The 26231-nt window shown below is 64.5% G+C and carries 27 protein-coding genes and 2 pseudogenes; 21 read left to right on the top strand and 8 right to left on the bottom strand.

What is annotated here, in order from left to right; translation table 11 throughout:
• Positions 1-52: 52 nt before the first annotated feature.
• Together HNR23_RS21435 and HNR23_RS21440 are read right to left on the bottom strand one after the other, a co-directional pair.
• Entirely contained in the window at positions 53-982 is a 930-nt protein-coding gene (locus HNR23_RS21435) for an IS3 family transposase (RefSeq protein WP_184078138.1), read from the bottom strand.
• A 247-nt stretch (positions 983-1229) separates the two neighbouring features.
• Positions 1230-2096, bottom strand: coding sequence for an SAM-dependent methyltransferase (locus HNR23_RS21440; protein WP_184078140.1), 867 nt, complete (start codon positions 2094-2096; stop codon positions 1230-1232).
• Positions 2097-2319: 223 nt separating this feature from the next.
• Here HNR23_RS21440 and HNR23_RS21445 point away from each other — a divergent pair, with 223 nt between their 5' ends.
• The 18 genes and pseudogenes from HNR23_RS21445 (at position 2320) to HNR23_RS21520 (ending at position 17201) form a co-directional block, all read left to right on the top strand.
• Entirely contained in the window at positions 2320-2904 is a 585-nt protein-coding gene (locus tag HNR23_RS21445) for an ArsR/SmtB family transcription factor (protein WP_184078142.1), read from the top strand.
• 132 nt (positions 2905-3036) lie between these two features.
• Entirely contained in the window at positions 3037-3327 is a 291-nt protein-coding gene (locus HNR23_RS27680; RefSeq protein WP_394353796.1) for a transposase, read from the top strand.
• Between the two features lie 114 nt (positions 3328-3441).
• Positions 3442-4038, top strand: a complete 597-nt coding sequence (locus HNR23_RS27800; protein ID WP_184078144.1) for a DDE-type integrase/transposase/recombinase — start codon at positions 3442-3444, stop codon at positions 4036-4038.
• A 246-nt stretch (positions 4039-4284) separates the two neighbouring features.
• Complete coding sequence (locus tag HNR23_RS21455; RefSeq protein WP_184078146.1) at positions 4285-6252, top strand: AfsR/SARP family transcriptional regulator; 1968 nt, start codon at positions 4285-4287, stop codon at positions 6250-6252.
• Between the two features lie 85 nt (positions 6253-6337).
• Positions 6338-6613 (top strand): acyl carrier protein, encoded by a 276-nt coding sequence (locus HNR23_RS21460; RefSeq protein WP_184078148.1) that lies wholly within the window; start codon positions 6338-6340, stop codon positions 6611-6613.
• Between the two features lie 3 nt (positions 6614-6616).
• A complete protein-coding gene (locus tag HNR23_RS21465; RefSeq protein WP_184078150.1) occupies positions 6617-7663 on the top strand; it encodes a methyltransferase in 1047 nt (348 codons plus the stop codon).
• 4 nt (positions 7664-7667) lie between these two features.
• Positions 7668-7943, top strand: a complete 276-nt coding sequence (locus tag HNR23_RS21470; protein ID WP_184078152.1) for an acyl carrier protein — start codon at positions 7668-7670, stop codon at positions 7941-7943.
• The gene (locus tag HNR23_RS21475; RefSeq protein WP_184078155.1) at positions 7943-8395 is read left to right on the top strand and encodes an SRPBCC family protein; all 453 of its coding nucleotides are present in this window, start codon (positions 7943-7945) and stop codon (positions 8393-8395) included. The genes HNR23_RS21470 and HNR23_RS21475 overlap by 1 nt, the downstream gene beginning before the upstream one ends.
• A gap of 55 nt (positions 8396-8450) precedes the next feature.
• On the top strand, positions 8451-9980 hold the full coding sequence (locus HNR23_RS21480) for an amino acid adenylation domain-containing protein (RefSeq protein WP_184078157.1): 1530 nt from the start codon (positions 8451-8453) through the stop codon (positions 9978-9980).
• A 19-nt stretch (positions 9981-9999) separates the two neighbouring features.
• Positions 10000-10329, top strand: coding sequence for a TcmI family type II polyketide cyclase (locus HNR23_RS21485; protein WP_184078159.1), 330 nt, complete (start codon positions 10000-10002; stop codon positions 10327-10329).
• A 97-nt stretch (positions 10330-10426) separates the two neighbouring features.
• Complete coding sequence (locus HNR23_RS21490) at positions 10427-10771, top strand: cupin domain-containing protein (protein ID WP_221308197.1); 345 nt, start codon at positions 10427-10429, stop codon at positions 10769-10771.
• A gap of 2 nt (positions 10772-10773) precedes the next feature.
• Positions 10774-12039 carry a beta-ketoacyl-[acyl-carrier-protein] synthase family protein gene (locus HNR23_RS21495; RefSeq protein ID WP_184078163.1) on the top strand — a complete coding sequence of 422 codons (1266 nt, stop codon included), beginning with the start codon at positions 10774-10776 and terminating at the stop codon, positions 12037-12039.
• Positions 12036-13256 (top strand): ketosynthase chain-length factor, encoded by a 1221-nt coding sequence (locus HNR23_RS21500; RefSeq protein ID WP_184078165.1) that lies wholly within the window; start codon positions 12036-12038, stop codon positions 13254-13256. Before HNR23_RS21495 ends, HNR23_RS21500 begins: the two co-directional genes overlap by 4 nt.
• A 13-nt stretch (positions 13257-13269) precedes the next feature.
• A complete protein-coding gene (locus tag HNR23_RS21505) occupies positions 13270-13644 on the top strand; it encodes an antibiotic biosynthesis monooxygenase family protein (RefSeq protein WP_343070651.1) in 375 nt (124 codons plus the stop codon).
• Between the two features lie 52 nt (positions 13645-13696).
• Entirely contained in the window at positions 13697-14401 is a 705-nt protein-coding gene (locus tag HNR23_RS21510; protein ID WP_343070775.1) for a thioesterase II family protein, read from the top strand.
• Entirely contained in the window at positions 14388-15398 is a 1011-nt protein-coding gene (locus tag HNR23_RS21515) for a methyltransferase (protein WP_184078171.1), read from the top strand. Before HNR23_RS21510 ends, HNR23_RS21515 begins: the two co-directional genes overlap by 14 nt.
• Before the next feature lie 187 nt (positions 15399-15585).
• Positions 15586-15828: pseudogene (locus HNR23_RS26995) on the top strand (transposase family protein); the annotation flags it as partial.
• A 197-nt stretch (positions 15829-16025) separates the two neighbouring features.
• Positions 16026-17201 carry an ISL3 family transposase gene (locus HNR23_RS21520; protein WP_221308198.1) on the top strand — a complete coding sequence of 392 codons (1176 nt, stop codon included), beginning with the start codon at positions 16026-16028 and terminating at the stop codon, positions 17199-17201.
• A 175-nt stretch (positions 17202-17376) separates the two neighbouring features.
• Here the strand turns inward: HNR23_RS21520 and HNR23_RS21525 are convergent, their stop codons facing one another.
• The 4 genes from HNR23_RS21525 to HNR23_RS21540 form a co-directional block, all read right to left on the bottom strand.
• Positions 17377-18660: an activator-dependent family glycosyltransferase gene (locus tag HNR23_RS21525; protein WP_184078173.1), complete on the bottom strand. Its 1284-nt coding sequence runs from the start codon at positions 18658-18660 to the stop codon at positions 17377-17379.
• A 227-nt stretch (positions 18661-18887) separates the two neighbouring features.
• Entirely contained in the window at positions 18888-20360 is a 1473-nt protein-coding gene (locus HNR23_RS21530; protein WP_184078175.1) for an MFS transporter, read from the bottom strand.
• A gap of 120 nt (positions 20361-20480) precedes the next feature.
• A complete protein-coding gene (locus HNR23_RS21535) occupies positions 20481-21560 on the bottom strand; it encodes an Lrp/AsnC family transcriptional regulator (protein WP_184078177.1) in 1080 nt (359 codons plus the stop codon).
• A 132-nt stretch (positions 21561-21692) separates the two neighbouring features.
• Positions 21693-22463 carry an SDR family oxidoreductase gene (locus tag HNR23_RS21540; protein WP_184078179.1) on the bottom strand — a complete coding sequence of 257 codons (771 nt, stop codon included), beginning with the start codon at positions 22461-22463 and terminating at the stop codon, positions 21693-21695.
• A 242-nt stretch (positions 22464-22705) separates the two neighbouring features.
• Here HNR23_RS21540 and HNR23_RS21545 point away from each other — a divergent pair, with 242 nt between their 5' ends.
• The 3 genes from HNR23_RS21545 (at position 22706) to HNR23_RS21555 (ending at position 25714) form a co-directional block, all read left to right on the top strand.
• A complete protein-coding gene (locus HNR23_RS21545) occupies positions 22706-24352 on the top strand; it encodes an FAD-dependent monooxygenase (protein WP_184078181.1) in 1647 nt (548 codons plus the stop codon).
• A 62-nt stretch (positions 24353-24414) separates the two neighbouring features.
• Complete coding sequence (locus tag HNR23_RS21550) at positions 24415-24744, top strand: antibiotic biosynthesis monooxygenase family protein (RefSeq protein WP_184078183.1); 330 nt, start codon at positions 24415-24417, stop codon at positions 24742-24744.
• 52 nt (positions 24745-24796) lie between these two features.
• Entirely contained in the window at positions 24797-25714 is a 918-nt protein-coding gene (locus HNR23_RS21555) for an alcohol dehydrogenase catalytic domain-containing protein (RefSeq protein ID WP_221308199.1), read from the top strand.
• Between the two features lie 80 nt (positions 25715-25794).
• Here the strand turns inward: HNR23_RS21555 and HNR23_RS27695 are convergent, their stop codons facing one another.
• Both HNR23_RS27695 and HNR23_RS27305 read right to left on the bottom strand, forming a co-directional pair.
• A complete protein-coding gene (locus HNR23_RS27695; RefSeq protein ID WP_394353797.1) occupies positions 25795-26091 on the bottom strand; it encodes an NDP-hexose 2,3-dehydratase family protein in 297 nt (98 codons plus the stop codon).
• Positions 25994-26200: pseudogene (locus HNR23_RS27305) on the bottom strand (NDP-hexose 2,3-dehydratase family protein); the annotation flags it as partial. The pseudogene HNR23_RS27305 and the gene HNR23_RS27695, both read right to left, overlap by 98 nt.
• Positions 26201-26231: the final 31 nt, after the last annotated feature.

Consider the following 26231-nt stretch of genomic DNA (forward strand, 5'->3'; position numbering starts at 1 on the left):
TTCCCCGGACTGAGGGGTCCGCTGTTTCCGGACAGGGTTTGAACCGCTCATTTCACGCGGCCAGCCGCATCTCTTGATGAGCAGCGTACATCTCCGCTGGCGTGTTGCACCCCAAGGCCGAATGAAGCCGCTTGCGATTGTACCAGAATTCGATATAGCGAATGATGTCCCGGCGGGCGCGCCCCCGGGTGGGATACACCACGCGATTCACCCGCTCGTTCTTCAACACCCCGAAGAACGACTCCGCGAGGGCGTTATCGAAGCAAATCCCGGTTCGGCCAACCGACCTCCTAATACCTTTCCCCTTCAGGAACTCACCGAACTGGGCAGAGGTGTAGTTGCTTCCACGGTCTGAGTGGAAAATCGCCCCTTGCTGGATGCGACCTGCGCGCTCCGCGTGTTCCACGGCCCGCTTGATCAGCGGGGTGCGGTAATTGTCGCCCATCGCATATCCCACGACTTCCTTGGTACAGCAGTCGATCACCGTCGCCAGATACAGCCACCCTTCCCAAGTCGGCACGTAGGTGATATCGCCGACCAGTTTCATGCCCGGCTCGGGTGCGGTGAAGTCACGGCGCACCAGGTCGGGGATGGGCGCGGCCTCCTCCTGCTCGGTGAGCGAGGCGCGGTCCGGGCGCGGCTGGCAGGGCTCCAGGCCCATCTGGCGCATGAGCAGGCGCACCAGCTCGGGGCCGGCCTGCACGTCCCAGCGCTGGAGCTGGGCGTGCACCCGGCGGTGGCCGTAGGTGCCGTCGGAGTCGTCGAAGGCTTTGCGGATGAGCAGCATCAAACGGTCGCGGCGCTCGGCGGTCGCCGATTTCGGGCGGTTCCTCCATTCGTAGTAGCCGGATTTCGACACGCCGACGCGGTCGCACATGAAAGTGACGGGGAAGGCGTACTCCGCGGTGTCATCGAATCGAACCGACTCGATGAACTCGTATCTGTCGCTTACGGGCGATCCTTCGCGAAGTACGCCGCACATTTTTTCAGGAACGCGATTTCCATGTCCTTCTCGCGGTTGAGGCGTTCCAGTTCCCGCAGGCGTGCGCGCTCTTCGAGGTCGAGGCCAAAACTTCCCCTCGTTTCCTTACGGGACCATCTTATTGGGTCCCTGCCCGGAAGCCTCGGGGCACCTCACACCGAATTACGTCGAACCCCGGCCTTGGGCCCACCCGACCTCCTGATCCCACAGCAGCCAGTCCACGTTGCTCAGCCATGTTCTCGTGCTCTCACCGCGTTGCTCGAACCATCCACCAATTGCGGCATTCATGTACCGTGTGCGGATCGAGCAGCGAGGAGACTCTGCGTCCCGCCTCCCTGATCAGCTTCCGTAGGTCCACGGACTCCGCTGTCCAGCCATACTTCGCCAGCCAGGGCTCCGGTTCCCTGGAAGCCAGGCGCAGCAGAATCCCTGCGTCGGAAAACACGTCGACCACTTCCGAGTACCCGGCGTTCTCCTCAAGAGCAGCGCCAAAGTGATCCAGCAAGAGCCTGCTCCCCTTCACAGACATGGCGTTGATCGCGCCCATCAGTCTGTCGCTCTCCGCCTGATTCAGGTGCGGCAGTAGTCCTTCTAATAGCCACACGGTCCGCCGCCAGGGGTTGAACCCCGCGGCCCGCAATGCTCCGAGCCAGTCGCCACGCAGGTCGGCCCATACAGGAATGCGTGTGCAAGCAGGAGCACTCTCGGTTTCGTCGATGATGTGGTCCTTGAGCGCGAACACGTCAGCACGATCGACCTCGAAGAGCTCGATATTCTCCGGCCATAGCAGGCGGAAGGCCCTAGAGTCCAGCCCCGATCCCAGGAGAACGACCTGAACACAGCCGTGACGTGCGGCATCGAGAAGTTCTCGGTCGAAGTAGTAGGTGCGCAGCAAGACGGTGTCGCGAATAAAGGCCGAGATATCTGGGGAGTGTGTCGAGATCAGCCCCGCGACCTTAGCAAGCTTCACGAGGGTGATGCGGGACTGCTGGGCCAAGCGATCTTCGAACAGTCTGTCGTTCCGGTTGCTCTCAGCGGACCGGTCGAGTGCCGCCATCAGCGCAGTGAGACCGACGCCGCCCGGAAATGCCATCGCCTGCTCGTGGCCACCCAAGTCGTTACCCCTTTCAACTCTATCCAGCGGCATGCCCTGCATAGGTTTGCGGACTGAGCGGATATACCTCCAGCTACCTGCCCTGTGCAGACGAATTACTGCACAGTTTTGCCAGATTGAGACGAATTTCGAAGTCCGGACGCCTCAGGCGCCAGCCTCATGCAAATGATTCTTTGCAAAGTTCTCCTTGCAAAAGTTCGTTTGCACTCCTAGCGTGCAGAGCATGGCAGAAATCGAGCAGAGAACCACGTCCCACAACCCCCGCACATTGCAGGCTCTTGCACACCCGCTGCGCATCCAGCTCATCACCGCCCTGCGGGAATACGGACCGGCTACCGCCTCCCAGCTCGCGGCCAGGCTTGGCGAGTCGAGCGGCGCAACGAGTTACCATCTCCGCCAGCTCGCCGCGCACGGTTTCATTGAGGAGGCCTCCGAACGCAGCACGGGACGCGAGCGTTGGTGGAAGGCGACACACCGGGGTACCCGAACCGACAACATCGAGGACTTCATGCACCACCCCGATCCGGCCGTACGTGGTGCTCTGGGCCTGTTCATCCATGAGACCGCGCACACACACGCGCAAGAGCTGTCAGCCTGGCTGCACACGATGCACGAGTGGCCGGAGGCGTGGAATCGCAGCTGGGACCTCAGCAACTTCACCCTTCGGATCACTCCTGACCAGGCGCGTGAACTCGAGGGCAAGATTCACGACTTGATCGAGAGCTACCGCGAGATGGAGGAGGGAGACCCGTCGGAAGACGTCGCACTACGCATCCACGTCCACGCCTTCCCACACACCTCTGAATGACCTCACTGACCCGGTCGGCCCACTGCCCAGAGATTCCGTGAACGGGATTGAGGACCGGGAGCCGACCGGGGTCGCGTCCCGCAGAGTGGTGGAAGTTCGTTCGACTCTGAGGTCTCATCCTCAACGGCTTGCGTGTCAGAAGACCGCCTCGTTCGAATCGCCCATCGCTTTTACACCACTCGGAGGGACACGACCGCCGACCGCTGGGCAACCCCGCCCCAGGTTCCACGAGGGTGGCGTTCCGACCCGGCGCTCCCGGGCGCCTGCCCGGGAAAGGAGTCCTGCGGCACCTACGGCGCCCACAGGATCCAGGCCGACCTGCTCGACATCGACGACATCCGCGCCGGATGCAACCGCATCAGCCGCCTGATGCGCTGCGCGGACCTGGTGGGTGTGCACTGCCGCACCGCCGCAAGGGCCTAACTCGTCCAGGCTCGACGGCCACCGCGCCGCCCGACCTCATCGGACGCGACTTCACCGCCAGCGCCCCAAACGAGACGTGGACGGCCGACATCACCTACGTGCCACCGGTCAGGGTTGTCTCTGTACCTGGCGGTGGTCATGGACCTGTTCTCGCGGTGCATCGTGGGCTGGGCGATGGCCGGCCACATGCGCGCCGAGCTGGTGTGCGACGCGCTGGGCATGGCGATCTCCGCCCGCCGCCCCGGCCTGGGGCTGATCCACCACACCGGCAAGGGGTCGCGGTACACCGGCCTGGCCTTCGGCCGCCGCTGCGCCGAGGCCGGGATCGCCGCCTCGACGGGACGCAGTGGGTCGTGCTTCGACAACGCGGTCACGGAGCGCTTCTTCGCGTCGCTGGAGACCGAGCTGATCGACCGCACGGTGTTCGCCACCCGGACCGACGCAGAGCGGGCGGTGTTCTCCTACATCGAGGGGACGTCGGCCTTCCACTTCTTGCGCCAGGTGCTCACCGCTTGGTCGGAGACGCAGAGCAGGCGGGCGATGGCGGCTTGGGAGAGGTCTCCTTGTTCGAAGAGGGCGGCCGCGGTCATGCGGCGTTGTTCGAGCTGGTCGGGTGTGTGGGGGTGCGGTGTTCGGGGGCATCCCCTATTCCAGGCCGATATCGTTCAGAGTTCAACCATCAGATCAAAGGTCAGTAGCGTCGCCCGGTGATCCGCATCGTGTGCCGCGTGTCTCACGCCGTCCCATCACGTTTCTGACCTGAGCGGAGTCGTCGCCGACTCCGCGAGTGTACCTCCGTATAGTCGCGGTATAGCGATACTCCGCCTAAATATAGCCCCCTTCCGCATCCTTCCTGTCAGGGCTGGGGCAGGTGTTCGCAGACCATTCGGATTGAATGGTGAATTCCTTGTTCGGTGGGCACCTGGAACAGCCCCTTCTGGGCATTTGGAAATTCTCATGCCTTTTCGGACAATATTGTGGAAATGCGGTTCGTCGGCGTTTTCGCATCTGGAATTGCACACGCGTGCCGCATGCGAGGTGATGAAGTTGAAGTTCCGCTTGTTGGGAAATCTCCAGGTCGTGGACGGTCAGAAAAATTTTCTGTTGCCCCCGAAATTGCGCACGATTCTCGCTCAGCTATTAATATCGCGCGGCCAGACCGTGCCGGTGGAAAAGTTCATCGAAGAATTATGGTTGGATCAACCGCCCGCGACGGTCTCAGCCACCATGCAGACGTACATCTACCAACTCCGCAAGATCCTGGGCGCGGGCGGAGAGGCCGGGAAGGGTTACGCGAGCCTGGTGACGGACTCCTCCGGTTACGCGCTCAGGACTGCTCCGGAGGATGTTGACGTGCACTTGTTCGAGAGCCGCTTCACCGCGGGGAAGTTGGCGTTCGAATCCGCTGAATACGCGAACGCCGTCGAATCTTTCGAGGAGGCAGTGGCGGTATGGCGTTCGTCGGCCCTGGCTGACGTGCCCAGAGGGCCCTTCCTGGAGGCATACGCGGTCCGGCTCGAAGAAGCCAGAATGCAAGCGATCGAGCTGAGGATAGAGGCGTACCTCCGGCTCGGCCGTCATCTCGACGTCCTGCCCGAGCTCAAGGCGCTCACCTTGAACCACCCACTCCATGAGGAACTGCATGCGAAGCTGATGCTCGCGCTGCACCGCTCCGGGCGGCGGCCCGAGGCCCTGGATGCCTACCAGCACCTGCGCCACGGTCTCGCCGATGAACTCGGACTCGACCCCTCACCATCCGTGCAGCGGCTGCACCGGGCGCTTCTCGCTGGGGACCCGGACCTCGACCATGAGCGAGCCGTTGACCGGATCGCGGTACCTGCGGTCAACGCTCCTGCTCAGCTTCCCCCCGACATCGCGGAGTTTTGTGGACGCGAAGACGAACTGGCCCACCTGGAGCAGTGCTGTGGTCGGAGCGGGGGCGATTCCACGCCGCGCCTTGTGGCACTGAGCGGGATGGCAGGGGTGGGTAAGACTGCCCTCGCCCTGCGGCTAGCGCATCGGCTACGGCGGCGCTATCCAGACGGCCAGTTTTTCGCCTGCTTCACCGCAGGCCGTATCGACTCCTGTGACCATTCCGTCGATCCGCACGAGGTGATCGGCTCCTTCCTGGGCGGCGCCGGGTTCACTCCGGACCAGATCCCCGGCAACTTGGCAGGCCGCAGTCAGTTGTTCCGCAGCTGGTGTGCGGACCGGAGAGTACTCATCGTGCTGGACGACGTCCATTCGGAGGAGCAGGTCCGCCCGTTGCTGCCGGGCAACCCAGAATGCGCGGTCATTGTCTCCGGCCGCTCGCCTCTGTATGGGCTGGGTGGAGCCCGCCTGGTCGAGGTTGAGCCGATGCCTCCCGAGGACGCTGTCGAGCTGATGTCCATAGTGGCCGGCAGCTATTGGACTGCCCATGAACGCACCACCGCCAGGCGGGTCGCCGAGCTCTGCGACCACCTTCCGGTCGCCGTACGCGCTATCGGCTCCAAGCTGGCCGTCCTGCCGTGCCTATCCCTCGACGGAGTGGTCATCCGGTTGGCGGACCGACGTCACCGGCTCAACGAGCTCAGGGTCGGCAACACCGATCTGTGCCATCGGTTGGAGTGGTCCTACGCCCGCCTTGGCACTGATGCCAGGCACACTCTGCACTTGCTGAGCCGCATGGTCAGCGTCACATTTACCGCTGCGGAGGCCGCTCCTGTCCTCGGACTGCCCGTAGTCGCGGCCGAGGCGGCTCTCACGAGGCTGTACGACAGTCGGTTTCTGCTCGCGTCCTTCGATAACACCTCGGGTGCAACACGTTACCGCCTGCTTGATCTGGTGCGGCTGTTTGCACTGGAACACGGCGAAGAAGAACTGGAAGTCGGTCTTGCGAAGCGCGCCGATTTCGGGGGCCGCGTATCGGCCTTCACTGCCTAGTGAGGGCTTCTTTAGACACCGCTGCCACGATGCGTGACAGAAGCACAAAACGACTGATCGGCAGGGCGGTGAAGAGGAACTGACGATGCGACAACTGACACTCGAAGAGTTGATCGACCTCACGAGAACTCATGCCGGGGAGTCGGAGGCAGGGGCACTCGACGGCGACATCCTCGACGTGCTCTTCACGAACCTCGGGTACGACTCGCTGGCCCTCCTCGAGATCGTTGCTCAGATCAAGCAGCAATACGGAATCGACCTCTCTGACGAGGCGGTGGGGACGCTGCGAACGCCCCGCGAGGTCATCGCGAAGGTCAATGAGGTAATTCGGGAAAAGCAACCGAACCCAAGGGAGTGGTGAGTGGTGAGTGACGTTGAGGAGAAGATCGAGGACACGTTTCTCCCCAATGATCTGTACGGCCTCCAGCTGGTCCTGCTCGCCTCCGGCGGGCGTCTGTCCCAAATCGTGTACGCGCTGGCAGAGCTGGGTATCGCCGACATCTTGGCCGACGGTCCACTGCCGATCTCGGAGATAGCCAAGCGGGCTGGCGCGCACGAGCAGGCTCTGCAGCGGATCTTGCGCTGCACGGCCATGCTCGGCATCTTCGCGGAGGGACCGAGCGGGACCTTCCGTATCACGCCGGTAGCCAAGGCATTGACAAGTGACAACCCGCATGGGGTGCTGCCGCTCATCCGGTACAACCATATGGAGCTCACCTCCCGGCCGTTCGAAGAAATCCTGCATAGTGCCAGGACCGGCAAACCGGCGTTCCACAAGGCCTTCGGTGTTACCTTCAATGAGTACCTGGAGCAGAATCCGGAAGTGGATCGGTTCTGTGATGAGTTCCAGTCCTACTGGGCACGGCAGTTCGCCGAAGAGGAACTGGACCAGTGGAATCTCGGCCGCTTTGAGCGCCTCGCCGACCTCGGCGGCGGTGACGGCTACTTCTTGGCGCAGGCGCTCCGCCGGTACCCCGAGATGACGGCGTATCTGTTCGATCTGCCGTGGATGATCAACAAGGCTGAGCAGGTATTCGAGAAGCACGGGGTGAACGACCGTGCCGAGATCGTCGGTGGCGACCTGCTGAAGGACCCCATCCCCAAAGGTGCCGACTGCTATTTCGTCAAGGCGGTGTTCATGCGCTTCTCCGACGAGGAGGCGCAACGCGCTCTTACCACCATCCGGGAGGCAATCGGAGACACCGGCGCACGACTATTGATCGTCGATTCCGTCCTCAAAACCGGCAACGACTGGGATCACGGAAAACTGCTCGACATAGACATGCTCGTGCTGCACGGCGGCCGCAAGCGGACTCTCGACGAATGGCATGGGCTATTCTCCCATTCCGGCTTCCGCCTCCTAAACGAACCAGTTTTCCATTGGGACCTCCTCGAGTGCGAGCCGGTCTGACCACATGCTGACTTCCCTGGAGGGTGATATGGCGCCGGACGGCGTTTCCCCAATGAGGATTAAAGAAATTCTCACTACGAAGATCGGGCTCGAACAAGAGATTCTCAATGCGGCGGGAGCCGCATCGTTGAGCGAATTGGGGGTGGATTCGATCGGAGTTATCGAATTTCAGAAGGTGGTCTCTGACGAGTATGGGATCGACCTTCCCGACGAAATCTCTGCGATGAACCTTACCCAGATTATCAACTACGTCACCGAAACCATGAGGAGCGACTGCTGATGGCAAGCAGCACCGAAAATTCCGTATACATCGATGCACCCGTGGACGTGGTGTGGCGGCTGACAAACGAGGTGCGGTCCTGGCCGGACCTTTTCACCGAGTACGCTTCCGTCGACGTGCTCCACCAGGAGGGGAACACGATCCGGTTCCGCCTGACGATGAAGCCCGACGACGACGGAACCGTGTGGAGTTGGGTCAGCGAACGCACTATGGATTCGCGGACGAAGACCGTCAAGGCACACCGGGTGGAGACCGGTCCCTTCGAATACATGCACATCTACTGGTCGTACGAGTCTGAGGGGCAGGGCACACGGATGCGGTGGCGGCAGGAGTTCGAGGCCAAACCGGACGCGCCCTTTGGCGACGCTGACATCACAAAGCGCATCAATGACAACACGCGTATTCAAATGAATGTCATCAAGAAGAAGGTCGAGCTTGCCGCCGCGAGCTGAGGCTCGGCCGCTCGTGCCGGACGCTCAAGACAATACGGCCCGTGATTGGATCGCGATGTCAGACGGAACGTTGTATGGCTGGTTCGCGGATTCCGCCGCTCGCTACGGGGAGGCGGTCGCTCTCGAAGCCGAGGGCGTCAACCTGACGTACCGGCAGCTCGACCGGCTGACCGGGAACATCGTAGATGAGATCCTAGGTGTCGAGGGCAGCCTCCCCGACACGGTCGGCCTGTACGCGTCCCGGTCGCTCACCGCGTACGCGGGTTACCTGGCTATCCAACGGCTGGGCTCCACCGTGGTGCCGCTTAACCCGGCATACCCCGTGGGGCGCAACCAGCGCATCGTGCGAGCCGCACGGCCGACGGTAATCCTCTCTCAGGAACCGGACCCTGCGCTTTCTGCGCCGGTCCTTCCCCTAGACGCGGCGCGCCTGGACGAGTTGGGCGAGCGCCCCGTACCGCGGCTGCCGAAGAGGGACGTCCGGCCGACGGACACGGCATATCTCCTGTTCACTTCCGGGTCCACTGGCGCTCCGAAAGGCGTGCCCATCCAGCACCGCAATGTTTCAGCGTATCTGCGCCATGTTATTCCGCGATACGAACTCGGCCCCGGCTGCCGCGTGACCCAGACCTTCGATCTCACGTTCGATCTCTCGGTCTTCGACCTCTTCGCCACCTGGGGTTCGGGGGCAGCGCTCGTCGTTCCTAGTCGGCGCGAGCTGCTGGACCCTGCCGGTTTCGTCTCGGACCGGGATATCACGCACTGGTTCTCGGTGCCGTCGGCAGCCTCGGTCGCAAGGCGGTTGGGGCGTCTGGCCGAGGGCTCCATGCCGAATCTGCGCTGGAGCTTGTTCTGCGGTGAGCGGCTCACCTTGTCCCAGGCCCGGGACTGGCAGCGAGCCGCGCCGAATAGCGTCATCGAAAACCTGTATGGGCCGACCGAACTCACGTTGAGCTGCGCCCAATTCCGGCTGCCCGTCGATCTCGCTTCCTGTCCCACCACGCCGAACGGCACGGTTCCGATCGGCGAGATGTACCCGGACCTCGAGTGGCTGGTGGTTGACGCGGACGGACGTCCGGCAGAGGTCGGCGAGCTTTGCGTCCGCGGGCCGCAGCGGTTCGGCGGGTATCTCGACCAGGCGGACAATCATGGCCGTTTCTTGGTCGATAACGCCGGTCGGCTGTCGGAGTGGAAGGGGAACGGTTCTCCAGCGACCGACGCCTGGTACCGGACGGGTGACGTGGTGCGGTCGGCGGACGGTGCCCTGGTCCATCTGGGACGTGTCGACCATCAGGTGAAGGTTCAGGGCTACCGGGTCGAGCTGGGCGAGATCGAGGCCGAGATGCGGGACTACCCCGGGGTGGGCGAAGCAATCGTAGTCGCCGTGGCGGATCCGGGCGGGGCCACGGTGTTGCATGGTGTCTGCACCGGAGACGGGGATGGTGACGCCCTGCTCGCCGCCCTCCGAGCACGATTGCCCCAGCATATGGTGCCGCGGACCGTCACTTTCTGGCCAGAGCTCCCGCTTAACCCCAATGGAAAGATCGATCGTGACGCGATCACGAAAGAACTCGTAGGCGAGTGACAGATCGTACGGAGGGACAATGCAGCGCGTTCTTTTCATCGACCGCATGGATCCGCAAAACGCCGACCAGGTGGCGAAAATCTGGGCGACCCATGACGCCACTGGGCTTCCGCAGAAGATCGGTGTGGCACGTCGGACGCTCTACCGCTTCCACGGGCTATATGTGCACATGGTGGAAGCCGTAGACGATATCGAGGGCGACCTCGTTGACCGCATCTTCGACGCTCGCAATGTCCCGTCTTTCATCGAGACGGGGGACGCCTTGGCTGGCTTTCTGGAGCCGTACTCGCCCGATTTCCGGAACTTGAAGGACACCGCGGCCGAGGAGTTTTACCAGTGGCACGCCTGACCCGTCTTTTGCAGAGGAGAACCCCGTGTCGGGTCTAGCCAAAATTTCCATGGACGACGCCCCGGCCAGCTCGAGACTGGGCGGGACGATACGTCCGATGCTGACACCCTCGTCGGTGGGCGCGAGCTCGGGCTTTCTCGGAACAATGGTCCTGGAATCAGGTGAGTTCATCGCCGAGCACTATCACCCCTACTCGGAAGAATTCACGATCGTGGTCCAGGGGTCGGTAGTGATGCACCTGGACGGCGCGGAGCTCGTGGTTGACCGCAACGAAGCGGTGATGATCCCCAAGTTCGTGTCGCATCGTTACGAGAACCGCGGAACCGAGACCGCGCTGATTGTCTTCCAGATGTCTCCGCTGGCGCCTAGCCCGGAAGAAGGGCACGTCGAGGTCGAGAAGGCCCCGTTCCCGACCGAGGCTCCGCCAGCTGTGGGGAAGTGACCATGCGGAAAGCCGCCATCACAGGAATGGGTGTCGTCGCTCCTGGCGGAGTCGGCGCTAAGCCCTTCTGGGCACAAATCACATCCGGGCGGTCAGCGACGCGTCCCGTGTCGCTGTTCGACTCCACGGGATTCCGATCGCGGATCGCGGGTGAGGTGGACTTCGATCCAATCGCGTCCGGGCTGACACGAGAGCAGGTCGGCGGCCTAGATCGAATGGTCCAGTTCGCGCTAGTCGGCCTGGCCGAAGCCATAACAGACAGCGGAATCGAGCTCGACCGGCTGGACCCCGCACGCGTCGGGGTGAGCGTCGGCACAGCGGTCGGCCTGACGATGACCCTGGAGAGCCAGTACGCAACCGTTAGCAGGAATGGCCGGGACTGGCTGGTCGACCACACGCTCGCCGCGGATAACGTGTTCGATTGCTTTGTCCCGTCCTCGCTGGCCCGCGAGGTAGCGTGGGCAGCCGGGGCCGAGGGGCCTGCGACCGTCGTGTCCACGGGATGCACATCGGGTTTGGACGCGGTGGGCCACGCGCTGGACCTTATCCGCGACGGCACGGCCGACGTCGTGATCACTGGTGCCACCGACGCCCCGCTCTCGCCGATCACCTACGCGTGCTTCGACGCACTCCGAGCGACATCGCCGGACAACCACGACCCCGAGGGGGCCTGTCGGCCGTTCGACCGGACCCGCAACGGGTTTGCCCTTGGTGAGGGCGCAGCGATCTTCATCCTGGAGGACCTGGAGAGGGCCCTGCGGCGGGGCGCTCATGTTTACGCCGAGCTCGCGGGCTTCGCCACACGTTGCAACGCATACCACATGACTGGGCTCCGTCGCGACGGTGCAGAGATGGCCGCGGCGATCCGTGCCGCTATGGAACAAGCCCGCATACCGGCCGACAGCTTCGACTACATCAATGCGCACGGTTCTGGTACCAGGCAGAACGACGTGCACGAGACAGAGGCGTTCAAGCGGGCCCTTGGGTCGGCTGCCTACAACATTCCGGTGAGCTCGATCAAGTCGATGATCGGGCACGCGCTCGGCTCGGTCGGCTCCATCGAGATCGCGGCCTGCGCGCTGGCTATCGAGCACGGGGTTGTTCCGCCGACTGCCAACCTGCGTGAGCCGGACCCTGAGTGCGACCTGGACTACGTACCCCTGGTCGCCAGGGAAGATCCCGTGGACTCTGTGCTCACCGTCGGCAGCGGATTCGGTGGATTCCAGAGTGCGGCGATCCTACGGCGCCCCGAGGAGGATCGGAGATGACGGTACGTGTCGCCGTGACAGGGATAGGTGTCGTGGCACCGAACGGACTTGGCCTGGACGACTACTGGAAGGCTGTCCTCGCGATCCGCAGCGGAGTCCAGACAATCGACCGTTTCGACGCCTCGCCCTACCCCGTGCGCGTCGCCGGAGAGGTTTCGGACTTCAGTCCGACACAGCATGTGCCGGGACGACTCATTCCACAGACCGACCGGGTTACGCGGTTCGCGTTGGCGGCGGCGGAGTGGGCTCTTCAGGATGCGGGGGTCACCGTTCGGGATCTGGGAGACTTCGACGTCGGAGTGATCACGGCGAACGGTTGTGGCGGGTTCGAGTTCGGGCAGCGCGAACTGCAGAAGTTGTGGAGGGAGGGCCCGCACCACGTTAGCGCCTACCAGTCCTTCGCCTGGTTCTACGCGGTGAACACCGGCCAGATCTCCCTGCGGCACGGCGCCCGGGGAGCCGGGTCGGTCGTGGTGACCGAGCAAGCGGGAGGCCTGGACGCTCTGGCCGCCGCACGCAGGCGGCTACGAGCCGGAGATCTCAGGGTGGCGATCAGCGGTGGACTAGACGCCCCGCTTTCCCCTTGGGGGCTGACCGCGCAGATCCCCAGTGGCAAGCTGAGCAATGACCCCGACCCCGCCCGTTCCTATCTGCCCTTCGACGCCGCGGCCAAGGGGTACGTGCCCGGCGAGGGCGGCGCAATCCTCGTACTTGAGGAGCTTGAGGCGGCCCGCGAGCGCGGCGTACCGACGGTGTACGGGGAGCTTGCGGGCTACGCGGCCACTTTTGATCCCCGTCCCGTTTCCGGACGGCCCTCTACCCTGCCCGAGGCCATTCGGGGGGCGCTCTCCGACGCCACCATGGATCTGGAAGACATCGACGTGGTGATCGCCGACGCGAGCGGAGTTCCGGAGATGGACGCGGCCGAGGCTGCGGCCATCACGGAGGTGTTCGGGCCTCGGGGAGTACCAGTCGCCGTGCCCAAGACAATGACCGGCCGGATGTACGCGGGGGGCGCCCCGCTCGATGTGGTCAGCGCGCTGATGAGCGTTCGGGACGGAGTCATCCCGGCCGCAGCGAACATCGCCGACATCCCGGCGTACTACGACCTCGACGTCGTCGTCGAGCGGGTTCGAGAGGTCGAGGTCCGCGCCGCCCTGGTCCTGGCCCGGGGCCATGGCGGGTTCAATTCCGCGCTGGTCGTGCGCGCCATCTAAAGGAGGCTGCAACGTGGGAGCAATTTCCCGCGAGAACGACTACTACATCCTCGTCAACGTATTCACCGTTGCACCGGAAAACCAAGACCGCATTTACGACGCCATCGTCGACGCAACCGAGATCATTGAGCGGTTTCCCGGCTTCGTGTCGGCCAACATCCACAGGAGCCATGACGGCATGCGGGTCGTCAACTACGCGCAATGGCGCAGCCTGGAGGATTTCGAAGCGATGCGTCGCCACCCGAGCGTGCAGGACCACTTCAAGGCTTGTCGCGCCATCACCGGCGACATCGTGCCGATCTTCTGCGAGGTCGTTTACGTCCACGAGCCCACGTCGGGTGACCGGGCGCTCGGTGGTGACCGTGGGACGGACGACCGTGAATCCTGAGCGGTACGAACGCTGGTTCCTGGGCGCTCCCCCTCCGCCAGAGGCGCGGGCTGTGGTCTTCTGCTTTCCGAACGCCGGGGGCGGGGGCACCCAGTACCTGTCATGGCGGCGTGCATTGCCCTCATCCTTGTGGCTGCAGCCGATCCAGCTGCCGGGCCGAGACAACCGGATCGTCGAACCCCCGGAGTTCGACCCCGGAGAGATTGCGGAGGCCCTGATGCACCGAGTGGACCGACCCTATGCGCTCTACGGCCACAGTATGGGCGGAGTCCTCGCCTGCGAGGTGGTTCGGGAATTGATCCGCCGAGGTGGCCGTCTCCCTGACGTGGTGTACCTCGGGGCTTGCTTGCCACCGCACGTAGACCACGGGTGGGTCCGGCATTGGGCGGGGCTTGACGACGACGAACTGCTGGACGAGGTGGCCGGATTGGGCGGCATCCCGTCTGCGGTGCTCGAGCAAGCCTCGGTGCGGCGGCGCGTCGCCGCGGTTATGCGGTCAGACGTAGTGTGGCTCGACAGCATCCCGCCAGACAGGCTCGGTCGGCTTCCTGTGGCCATCGTCGCCTTTGCTGGCGCTGATGACCCGCTGGTCGGCCCTGCCGCCATGGCCCACTGGGACCGGTACACCTCCGAAGACTTCACGCTGCGGTCGATACGCGGTGGCCACCTCTTCCACATGGAGAACGCGCACGCCCTCACCTCAGCCATCGCGAATGACGTCACTTCCACAGGAGGAAATCTGCATGGGATCCGATGATCCGGATGTCGAACTTCAGTACGTTATGGACATCGCCAGCGGATTCTGGCGGGCGCGGGCGCTGTTCAGCGGCGTGGAACTCGGTCTGTTCACGCAGCTCGCCAAGGGACCCGCGACTGAGACAGAGCTCAGTCAAGTCCTCGGGCTCCACCCGAGCGCAGCGAGGGACTTTTTCGACGCGCTTGTCGCCCTGGGCCTTTTGAACCGGAACGACGACCGCTACGAGAATTCCCCAGCGGCTCACCGTTATCTCGACAAGGAGAAGGATTCCTACGTCGGAGGATTCTTCACCTTTATGAGCCACGCCCTCTACCCTGGGTGGCAGCGCCTCACCGAGCTTCTGCGCAGCGGCAGTCGCCAGGAAGGCGTCGACTCGTTCGATGACTGGTACCGCGATCTTGACCAGGTCCGCGGGTTCATGGACGCGATGGACAGCGTTTCGGCGCCGGTGACGCTCGAACTGATCGGGCGTTTCGACTGGGGGGCGTACGAGAGTTTCGCCGACCTCGGAGGAGCGCGCGGGAACCTCGCAGGGCACCTCGCGAAGGCCCATCCGCACCTGCGCGGCACCTGCTTGGATGTGCCAGCGCTCAGGCCGCTGTTCGACGAGCACATGGCCAAGCTCGGTACCTCGGATCGCATCGGCTTTCAGGGCGCTGACTTCCGCAGTGACCCATTGCCCGAGGCTGATGTCCTCATCTTCGGTCACGTCCTGCACGACTGGGACGAGGAGACACGCATATTGCTGGTGAAGCGGGCTTTTGACGCGATCCGGCCAGGTGGGGCACTGCTCATTTATGAGGAGTTGCTCGATGACGATCGCCGTGGCCCGGCACGGTCTCTGTTGATGAGCCTGAACATGAGGCTTGTCCGTAGCGGGGGTTCGGAGTACACCGTCGGCGAATGCCGCTCGTGGCTGAAGGCGGCAGGCTTCACCGGCATTTCAGTAGAGAACCTCACCGCGACGGAACGACTCGTCGTGGCGCGCAAGGCGTGACCTCAGGGCTACGTCCCACTGGCTCGGCGTCGCCGACCGTGCATCAGGCGCGGCGTGAAGGCGCCGAGCCGCTGCAGTTTGGCGGGAGCGCTGCATGCTTTGGCAATGAGGGTGTGAAATGGGATCTGGGATCTGGCCCATATTTCGTGACGGAAAACGGCCCCTTGTAGGGTCTGGCTTCGCCAGGATGTCCGACGTGTGCCGATCAGCACCTCGACGTCTCCTCCCACACCTCGCCGGAGTCACCCTGGACCGCGTCGAGCAGACCCCCGACCTCATCCGACTCCACGCCCACCCCCGCGCCACCAACGCCGCGTGTCCGGCCTGCGGCAGCACATCCATCCGTGTACACAGCCGCTACCGGCGCAGACTCGCCGACACCGCCCTCGGCACCAGGAGAACCGTCATCGACCTGCACGTCCGTCGGTTCTTCTGCGACACCCCTGCCTGTGAGAAGCGGACCTTCGCCGAGCAGATCACCGGCCTGACCACCCCGTATGCGCGTCGCACGCCCGTCCTGCGCCACGTGCTGGAGAAGATCGCCATCGACCTGGCCGACCGCCCTGGCGCCCGCCTGGCCCGTCTGCTCGGCCTGCTGATCGGACGCAGCACGATGCTGCGGCTGTCATGGTGCTGCCCGACCCGCCCGCCCCCACACCCCGTGTCCTGGGGGTCGACGACTTCGCGCTGCTGCGCGGCCATATCTACGGCACGATCCTCGTCGACTGCGACACCGGCGCCCCCATCGAGCTGCTGGACGGGCGCGAGGCCGAACCGCTGGCCTCCTGGCTGCGTGACCACCCGGGGGTGGAGGTGATCTGCCGCGACCGCTCCGGCGCCTATGCCGAGGCCGCCCGCAGCGGAGCACCCCAGGCACGCCAAGTGGCCGACCGGTTCCATCTCTGGCAGAACCTCGGCAAGGCCGTCGAGCGCTGCGTGGCCGAACACCGCTCCTGCCTGCGCGAACCCGCCGTGCAGGTCGACGACCAGCCCGAAGCTCCCGAGGCCGATGAGGCGCCGGAGGCAGCACCGGGCGACACCGAGCCGCGCGGCCGGTTCGCCGACCGGACTCGCACCCGCCACGCGTTGGTCCACGAACTGCTGAATCAGGGCAACAGCCTGCGCGGCATCTCCATCCAGCTCGGCTGGAGCCGCCACACCGTCCAACCCTACGCCCGCGCCGCGACATGGGAGGAGATGGTGGACGGCAAGTGGGAGCAGCCCCGCTCCACCAAGCTGGACGCCTTCAAGCCCTACCTGCACCAGCGCGTGGAGGAGGGGTGCACCAACGCCGCCCGGCTTCACCGGGAGATCACCGAGCGGGGCTGTCGGGGAAGCTACAGCATCGTGCGTGACTACCTGGGGCCCTCGTGCACCGAACCCGCCCCGGCTCCACCTCCTCCTCCCACGGTTCGCCAGGTCACCGGTTGGCTCACCCGCCACCCCGCCACCTTGGACCAGGACGAGAAGCTGAAGCTGAAAGCGATCCTGGAACACTGCCCACAGCTGCACACCACCGCTGACCAGGTGCGCCGGTTCGGTGAGATGCTCACCGAGCTGCGCGGCCAGGAGCTTCCCGCCTGGATCGCCTCGGTGCAGGAGGAGGGACTGTCCGGCCTGCGCGGCTTCGCCTCCGGAGTGGAGGCCGACTTCGACGCCGTTCAGCAGGGCCTGACCAGTGATCACAACTCTGGTGCGGTCGAAGGGCGGGTGAACCACCTCAAGACCGTCAAACGCCAGATGTACGGCCGAGCTGGGCTTCCGTTGCTCCGGAAGCGCGTGCTCTTGACGGCTTCCAGGTGAGGCCGCCGGGGCCGTTTCCGTCACGAAATATGGGCCAGATCCCAGATCCCAGATCCCGATCGCGGCAACATCGTAGCCAATGCTTCGGGAAACCCGAGAGCTGGCTCACTGGCGAGCCAGGGCACGAACATCGGAGAGCTGGCCTGCCCTCAGGCCAGCTCTCCGGGGACGAAGATCAGGCGTGGTGCTGAGCGGTGAGCCTCTCCAGGTCCGGGACGATCTCATTGGGGCTCGGCATGGCCTGGAACTCCTTGTGCAGGGCATCGGCCCCTGATTGGAAGGACGGGTTCTCCAGTAGTCGCGTGAGCTTCTCCTTCACGTCAGCCGCCGAGAAGTCCTGGCTCGCGATGTCAGGACCGACAAGTCCCGCGCCACGGTCAGCCACGTATCGTGCGATATCCATCGACTGGCCGGTCGCGCGAGCGCCGATCAGCTGCGGCACCTTGTTCGCCACGGCGGCCGCGAAGGTGCCGCCGCTTCCGTGGTGAATGATCGCCGAGCAGGACGGCAGTAGCTGATTGAGCGGAACATAGTCGACCGTGCGTACGTTATCCGGAACGCGGTCTACTGAGGCCAGCTGGTCGGCATTGAGCGTCGCGACCATCTCGACGTCCATATCGGCGACTATGCCGAGCAGCTCCGCCATCGGCAGCTGGCTCTCCTTGCTGAAGAACGCCCTGGTGCTGACGCCTAGGGTAAGGCACACGCGCGGGCGCTTCGGGTGCTCCTGCAACCATCCCGGAACCGCCTGTGCGCCCGTGTACGGGACCCGGCGGACCGAGACATAGTCCAGGTCGACGGGCAGTCTCATCTCAATTGGCATCGGATCGACGCTCCACTGGCCGACCAGCAGATCCTCGTCAAAGGCGATGCCGAGTCGGCGCAGCGTCGGTTCCATCATGTCCGCCATGAGGTCCTCGTGCGGTTCCACTCCCTGCGTGTCCAGGAGCTCGAGGAACTTCGCCCGGGTCCATGCGAAGTAGTCGGGGCCCCAGAGCAGGCGGGCATGTGCGGCGCCACATGCGCGAGCTGCGATGGCACCGGCGAAGCACATCGGATCCCACAGCACCAGATCCGGTTTCCACGCACGGGCGAAGCGTATGAGCTCGTCGGTGAACGGTCGCTCCCCTGCGCCGGGCGTCTCTCTCGGGTAGTGCATCCAGAACGGCGACATCAGCATGCTCCGGATCACCTTCCACAGGCCCGCCTCCGCGGGATCGACCAGCGGATCGATGATGCGGTCCAGCCGCTCGTCGGCAACGCACCCATCGACCGCGGCGGTAAGGTCCACCCGGTCACCGAGTGCCACCGCCGTCAGGCCCGCATCGGTGATCGTGCCCGCCATGTCCGGATGACCGGCGACGCGCACGTCGTGCCCCGCGCCCTGAAGGGCCCACGCCAGTGGCACGAACGGGTGCAGGTGTGTCGGCGAGGGCATTATCGCGAACAGAACTCGCATGAACGTCCTCCATTCATGATTTGCTGGACTGTGATTCCATTTTCCGCTGTTTTACGCGAGCATTTCAAAGTGCTATGCGAGAGTGGATTTCTCTAGAAAATTTTTAGTTAATCCCTATTGGAGTGTGAGAAAATTTGCACCCTGTGTTGCTCAGACTTATTGTGGAAACGGATGCGTCGGCGGGCCCCCGACGCATCCGTCGTTGTAGTTCGATCGGCCGGAAGCTGTCAGTGCACCTTAGTGGGCTTCTCGTTGAGGGACGTCTTGGTGGGGACAGGGCTGCGGATGCAAAACGCCGCGATCAGAGCCACCACGAGTGTGAGCGCCGCGGTGGCCAGGTAGACGGCGCTCACACCATGGGCGGCCGCTGCGTGCAAGATGGTCGGCGTGTCGTGCAGTCCGCTGGTGAGGGCGCGGGCGCCCGCGCCGGGGTCGCTGACCTTGCCGGTGAGCTCGTCGCGGATGGTGGTGGCGAAGACTAGACCCAAGATCGCCACGCCGAGCGCCTGGCCGAGTTGCCGGAAGGTGGCCAAGGCGCCGGAGCCCATGCCGGCCCGCTCGGGCGGGACGGAAGCGAAGACCGCGGATGTGGTGACGGGCATACCGACGCCGACACCGGCGCCCATAACCAGGAGGCCTGGAGCGAGGGCGGTCCAGTCGGCGTCGCCATGGACTAGCACGCCGTTGAGCGCCGCGCCCCCGCCGATGAGGACAAGTGACAGGGGGATGGTCACCCTGGGGGAGACACCGTGGAGACTGCGCCCGGTGAGCGTGGAGGACACAAAGGTGGCCACCGCCAGTGGGAGCAGTGCCAGCCCGGCCGTGATGGGCGTGAGCCCGAGCGCCGACTGCAGCCACAGCGAGGTGAAGACCAGGCAGGCGAAACCCCAGGCGGAGGCGACGGCGGTCAGCATTATGGCAAGGAAGGAGGGGTTGCGTATCAGTGCCAGGTCGAGCATGGGGTGGGACTGCTTCCGCTCGACGACGGCGAAAACCACCAAGGCCACGACGGCCAGAGCGAGCATGCCCAGGGTAGAGGGGGAGGACCAGCCATTCTCGCCGACCTGGATCAGTGCGTAGGTCAGCGTGGCCGAGCAGATCGCGAACGACGCGATGCCCGGGATGTCGATCCGGGCCTGCTCGGGCTGCTGGGACTCTTTGATGAAGGCCATGGTCAGCACGAATGTCAGTACGCTGATGGGAACGTTGACGTAGAAGATGGCACGCCAGCTCATGCCCTGGGTGAGCAGTCCACCGAAGATTGGGCCGACGGCCGCGGCGACGCCGATGACCGCGGACCACACACCCATAGCGGTGCCGCGGTCCCTGCCGCTGTATGTGGTGCCGAGCAGGGCCATGCTGGTGACGAACATGGCCGCACCACCGATCCCCTGAATCCCGCGGGCGGTGATCAGCACGGCTGGGTTGGGCGCGAGGCCGCACAGCAGTGAGGCCGCACCGAAGATGGCCACCGAGAAGAGATAGATCTTGCGTCGCCCGAACAGGTCACCGATCGAGCCCGCACTCAGGGTCAGAGCGGCTAGTACGAGGGTGTAGATGTTCAAGACCCATTGCAGGCTCGTCAGAGATGCGTGCAGTCCCTCAGCGATATCGGGCAGGGCAACGGTCACCACCGTGGTGTCGACGATGAGCATGAACGACCCCAGACACACCGCCGCAAGGGGCCACCACTTGCGCATGAGAAGTCCTTTCGTCCTATGTCTTCCATCGCAGGATCGGACTGGGAGCCCGTGAGGAACCAGCCAAAGGCCGCATTTTGACGAGTATCTGCACTGATAGCTACCACAGGACGAATATCATCATCCGCTGCTGGGCGGTCCGCCGCGCGTTGTAGAGGCCGCGACGTTGCTGGGACGTCCGGTGGTCGGGCGTCCACGCGCAGCCGACCAGTAGGAGGACGTCGGGCGGACCGCGCTCGGTTGGATGGAGCCGGCACGCTTGACGGTGCGGTCGACCGTCGCTGTCTCCAGGCTGCGGACGGCGTCCAGCGCTCCGATCCGCTCTGTCAGATAGCGGTACAGATCCCGGGCATCACGGCAGATCACCGAGGCCATCAGGTTGGTGGGGCCCGTAGTGACGGCGGCGAAGGAGATCTCCGGGTGCTCAGCGAGGGATCGCGCTACTGAGGCCAGAGCGGAGGGCTGCACCGACATCCACAGCCGGGCCTCAGCGTGGTACCCGAGCGCCGATACCGGGAGGTCGACCTCGTAGGACAGGATCCCGGTGCGCCGCAGCAGCATCAGGCGCCGTTTCACGGTCGACTCTGACCAGCCCGTCGCGTCCGCCAGTTCGCCGTAGCCCGCGCGTCCGTCCTGGGACAGGACCTCTAGCAGTGCATGGTCTTCCTCGGAGAGGGTGACCGAGCCTTCGTCCTGATCGACGGGCTCCGGGCGTATCACCTCGGCCTGCTCCGCGGTGAGCGCGACCAGTCCGGACCAGCCGCGCGGGCTGGCGAACCCCTGCAGCATCGAGTGCGCGGTCACCGACACCACACGGTTGGTGCGAGAAAGTCTCTGCAGCAGGAGGGTGTCCTCATCCCCCTGGAAACGGGCCTGAGTACTGCAGATGACCTCGGTTCCTCCCGAGAGCAGATGCACCCAGAATGTGTCGTTGCGGCGCGCGAGGGCGGTGGCGATTGCCTCGGACACGTCCGGTGTGCACTGCAGCCGGATGGTCCAAGCGGTGTACCCCAGGCGCGCGAGGTTGACCGACCCGACCACCCTCAGCAGACCGGCCGTGCGCAGCCGCCGGTAGCGTCGCGCGACGGTGCTGTCAGAGGTGCCGAGCACCCCGGCGATCTTGTTGAACGGAACTCTGCCATCAATCTGAAGCGCGTGCACCAGTTTGCGGTCGACCTGATCGAACGTGGCGATATCCATCCCTTAAGGCTAGTTCGGCGGCGGATTCTCGCGCATCTACCCTAACCTCCGCCGGAGGATGTCCTTGGGACCCTCCGGCAGCTCATGCGAGCGCCATACTGCTTGTATAGGTGCCGGAGGCTCGCTCGACCGCTAGATTCCGAGCCCCAGGCACATTCCCCCCGTGGCATCGACCACGTGGCCGGTGACCCAGCGCGCGTCGTCGGAAGCCAGGAAGGCGACAATGTCAGAGATGTCGGCGGGATCACCGATACGGCCGAGCGCCGTCGCCGCAGCGACGCCTGCCATGACCTCAGGATTCCGCCGCAGCATGGCGATCATGTCCGTGTCGGTGACGCCTGCCGCCACAGAGTTCACGGTGATGTTCCGGGCACCAAGGCTGTGGGCGAGTGTCCGTCCCAAGATGTCCAGGGCGCCCTTGGCCATCCCGTAGACAAGCTCGTGGGACACAGCGATTCTGGTCACCGAAGAACTGATGTTGATGACGCGACCTCCGTCATTTATCAGGGGGAGCGCGCGCTGGATGATGAAGAATGGTGCCCGGACGTTAACGGCGAAGACGTGATCGAATTCCTCCCGTGTAGCACTCTCGATCGACCCGGTGTGCCCGATGGCGGCGTTGTTGACCAGGATGTCGAGTGGACGACCGTCCAGCCCCTCTGCCAGCCCGCTGAACAGCGTTTCGACTTCATCGTCACTCTCCAAGCCGAACTCAGCCCGCACGAGGAAGGCCCGGCCATTGGCCGCCTCGATGGACGCCAAGGTCGCCTCCGCCGCGGCGTCGTTGGTCGCGTAGTGCACGGCGACCAAGGCGCCGTCTGCGGCGAGACGTCGGGCGATGGCTCTCCCGATGCCCCGCGAGGCTCCGGTCACCAGCGCGGCTTTCCCGGTCAGGTTCCCCATCCTGAACTCCTTGCGGGGGTCCGTGAAGTGAATCGCCTCAGTCTCTGCGTGCGGGCCAAAGGCCCGCTGAACGGTCTCTGAAGCCGGCCGGAAGCAGAGCGGGAGTCCATCGGCCTCACTGGGTCGACCTCACAGTGACGTGCCGGTTCATCTGATCTTCAGCGGGTTTGGAGAGACAGACGCGATTCTTTTCGGAGCCTTCCCCAAAAAGCGTCTTCGAGCAGCAGCGGATGGGAATAGCCATGCTTGATGTTCAGGTCCCTGTTCTGGTGGTGGGCGGTGGTCTCTCCGGCCTCGCCGCCGCCCTGTTCCTTAGACAACAGGGAATCGAATGCCACGTGGTCGAGCGCAATACGACCGTCTCCCAGATGCTGCGCTCCACCCATGTGAGTCCGCGCACCATGGAATTGTTCCGCACCCTGGGGATCGAACATAGGCTACGCGAGGTCGCGGAGAGATTCGTCCTCGGTAAGCGCTGGGCTGACCAGGACCTTCCACCGCATCATCTTCCGCGGGTCATCCTCAGGGCCAAGTCGCTGGCTGACGTCGTCAAGGGTGATGCCGTCGTCATGGCGGAAGGCGAGAACGACTTCCATGACATCGGCCCGGCAGAGGCGGTCTGGTGTGGCCAGGACAAGGTCGAGCCGATCATGCGGGACGAGGCCCTTCGTCGTGGTGCGCGGATCAGCTTCAACACCGAGATGGTGTCATTCACGCAGGACGAGGACGGGGTCAGCGTGGTCGTCCAAGACCGTGCCACCGGTGAGCGCCAGACGATCCGCGCACGTTACGTGATCGCCGCGGACGGGGCACACAGCCCCATTCGCAAGCAGCTGGGTATCGAGCGCAGGGGCCACGGCACCCTTGGCCACGTACTCAATGTCCTCTTCGAAGCGGACATCGAGCAGATACTCGAAGGTCGGCGCTTCATGATTCTTTATCTGACGAATCGCGCTGCCCCCGGCATGCTGTTCAAAGTCGACGACCACAGGTGGATCTACGGGATATTCGGCGACCCCGAGATGCTCGACGCCGACCGGCTCACGCCCGGCGAATGCGCGGACCTGGTCCGCACAGCGGCAGGAGAACCCGACCTGCGGGTGGACGTCCACGAGGCCAAGGGGTGGTGGATCGGGCACGGCATTGCCGATTCCTACCGATCAGGCCGGATCTTCCTCATTGGCGACGCATGCCATGTGCTTCCGCCCACCGGCGGATTCGGTGCCAACCTGGGCGTCCAAGACGCGGGCAACCTCGCCTGGAAGCTAGCCGCGGTCCTGCATGGCTGGGGGGGTGAGGAGCTACTCGACACCTACGAGGCCGAACGCCGCCCCATCGGCAAGGAGACCATCGACCAGGCGTGGATGCGGCACATGCGCTGGAGCGCCCCACAGGACACCACCGAACACGACGAGCGTGACCAGACGATCGTCACTACCGCGTACCGCTACTCCTCACCGGCGGTCATCGGACCGGATTACGGCGAGGCCCTCGGTCATGACCTAGCCATCGACGGACGGCCGGGTATGCGGGTGCCGCACGCGTGGCTGACGCTCGACGGCGTCAGGACCTCGTCCATCGATGTGGCCAGCGAGACATTTGTCCTGTTCGCGGCGGAAGAGGGAGACGAGTGGGTCGTCGCGGCGGGCGCCGCCGCCGGCCGGCTGGGGATTCCTTTGCGTGTGCACCGAGTGGGCCCGCGAGGCGACCTGCTCGACCCGCAGGACGAGTTCCGCAAGGCGAGCGGCATCACTCCGCGCGGCGCCCTGCTTGTGCGGCCTGACGGATTCGTGGCATGGCGGGCCGAAGACCTCGACGCCGATGCCGATCGGATTCTCGACGATGCCTTCGCAAAAATCACGGCGTGCGGCCGTTCCGTTCGCTCGTGATCCGTCCGTGCCCGCGCAGGCCGAGCTCGAACCACCTACCGAACGACGAGGAGCTCCCCGAATTGTCCACTGTCAGTATCGCCCCGGAGAATGACCACTTCACCACGATCAACATTTTCAACACTACTCCCGAGAAACAGGACGAGCTAACCGAGGCCCTACTGAAGGGCATGCCACTACTGGACCAGCAGCCGGGATTTGTGTCAACCAGCCTGCACAAGAGCCATGACGGTGCGCGCGTCATTGCGTACGTGCAGTGGCAGTCCAGGGAGGCATTCGAGACGATGCGGGCGCGACCAGACGCACAGGGTCACTTCGAGTTGGTCGGACGTCTCGTCACCTCTGTCGACGCCATTGCCTGCCGGGTCGCTTTCACACATGAAAAATCGTGAATAGCCGACCCGATTCTTCAGTCCGATCACATCTAGGAGCCATATGCAAGCAGTGACCATCTTGTCATTCGGGGGACCGAAGGTTCTGACGGTCGCCGATCTTCCCGTCCCCGAGCCCGGCCGGGGCGAGGTCCGGATCCGTGTGCAGGCTGCCGCGATCCACCCACTGGACATCGTCGCGCGATCTGGATTCCTCGGCCCCATGCTGCCTCTCGGCCCGCGCTATGTCCTCGGTGCCGATGTCGCCGGAGTCGTGGACGCCATCGGTCCCAGCGTGACCGATTTCTCTATCGGGCAGTCGGTGGTAGGTATGTCCAACTGGCCCGACACGAAGGTAGGAACACAGGCCGAGTACGTGGTGCTTCCCACGGAAGTTCTGGCGTCGGCACCCATGGCGGTCGAGCCCGCGCCAGCGGCCACCCTCCCGCTCAATGCCCTCACCGCCCGGCAGGCTCTCGACATCCTGGACCTCTCGGCGGGGCAGACGCTCGCGGTCACGGGGGCCGCTGGCGGTGTGGGCGGGTTCGCCGTCGAGCTGGCCCGGCACCGAGGACTCAAGGTCATTGGCGTGGCGGGCCCTCAGGACGAGGAGTTTCTGACTGGCCTCGGCGCGGATTTCGTTGAACGCTCGGAGGACCCCGGAGCCGCCATTCGCAAGGCCGCTCGCGCTGGAGTGGACGGCGTGCTCGACAGCGCGGCCATCGGGGCTGTGGTCTTGGCCGGTGTCCGTGACGGCGGTGCATACGTGGGCGTCACCCCTCCCTCCCCACCCGAGTCCGTACGCGGTATTCGCACAGGGGTGGTCCTGGCGCGCGGACTGCGATCGCAGCTCACCGAGTTGGTCGAACTTGTGGAGCAAGGGCGAATCACGCTGCGTGCTCCGAGGACCTACCCGATCGAGAGCGTGGCTGAGGCTCACACGACTCTCGCTAAAGGCGGTGTCCGCGGCGGCGTCGTACTGATCCCGTAGTCCTCTCATTCGGGAGGCAGATCGTGGTCCCAAGCCGTTCGGCTCGGGGTCACGATCACGGCGGATATCAAGCGACGAGCTCAGGTGGATGCCGGGATCGTGTTCAGGCAGGCGAGCAGCGTACGGGCCTTCACATTGACGTAAGAGGTGTGCCGGACCAGTGAGGTGAGTTGGGCCGGGGTGACCCAGGCATAGCCGGGTGGGGGAGCGAGGGGGGGTGCGCCTCTCGTCGGCCTCGATGATGACGTAGCGGCTCTCGGCATGCAGAAACCTCCCGCCTTCTTCCGAGTGGACGGCTGAGTAGAGAACGCAGTCCGGGTCGGCTTCCAGCACCTGATCCAGAAATGCCGGACGTGCCGGATATCCCAGGTGCGCATAGTTGCGGGGCGTGCACTGGACAGTAGGGCCGAGTTCAATGGTGCTGCGGAAGCCGCCTTCGACCCGAGCGCGTACCAGGACGTGCGGAATATCGTCGATGGTGCGGATGAGGAATGCAGTGACACCCGTCCCGACCCAC

It is taken from the genome of Nocardiopsis mwathae (genome assembly GCF_014201195.1).
GTDB classification, from domain to species: Bacteria; Actinomycetota; Actinomycetes; order Streptosporangiales; family Streptosporangiaceae; genus Nocardiopsis_C; species Nocardiopsis_C mwathae.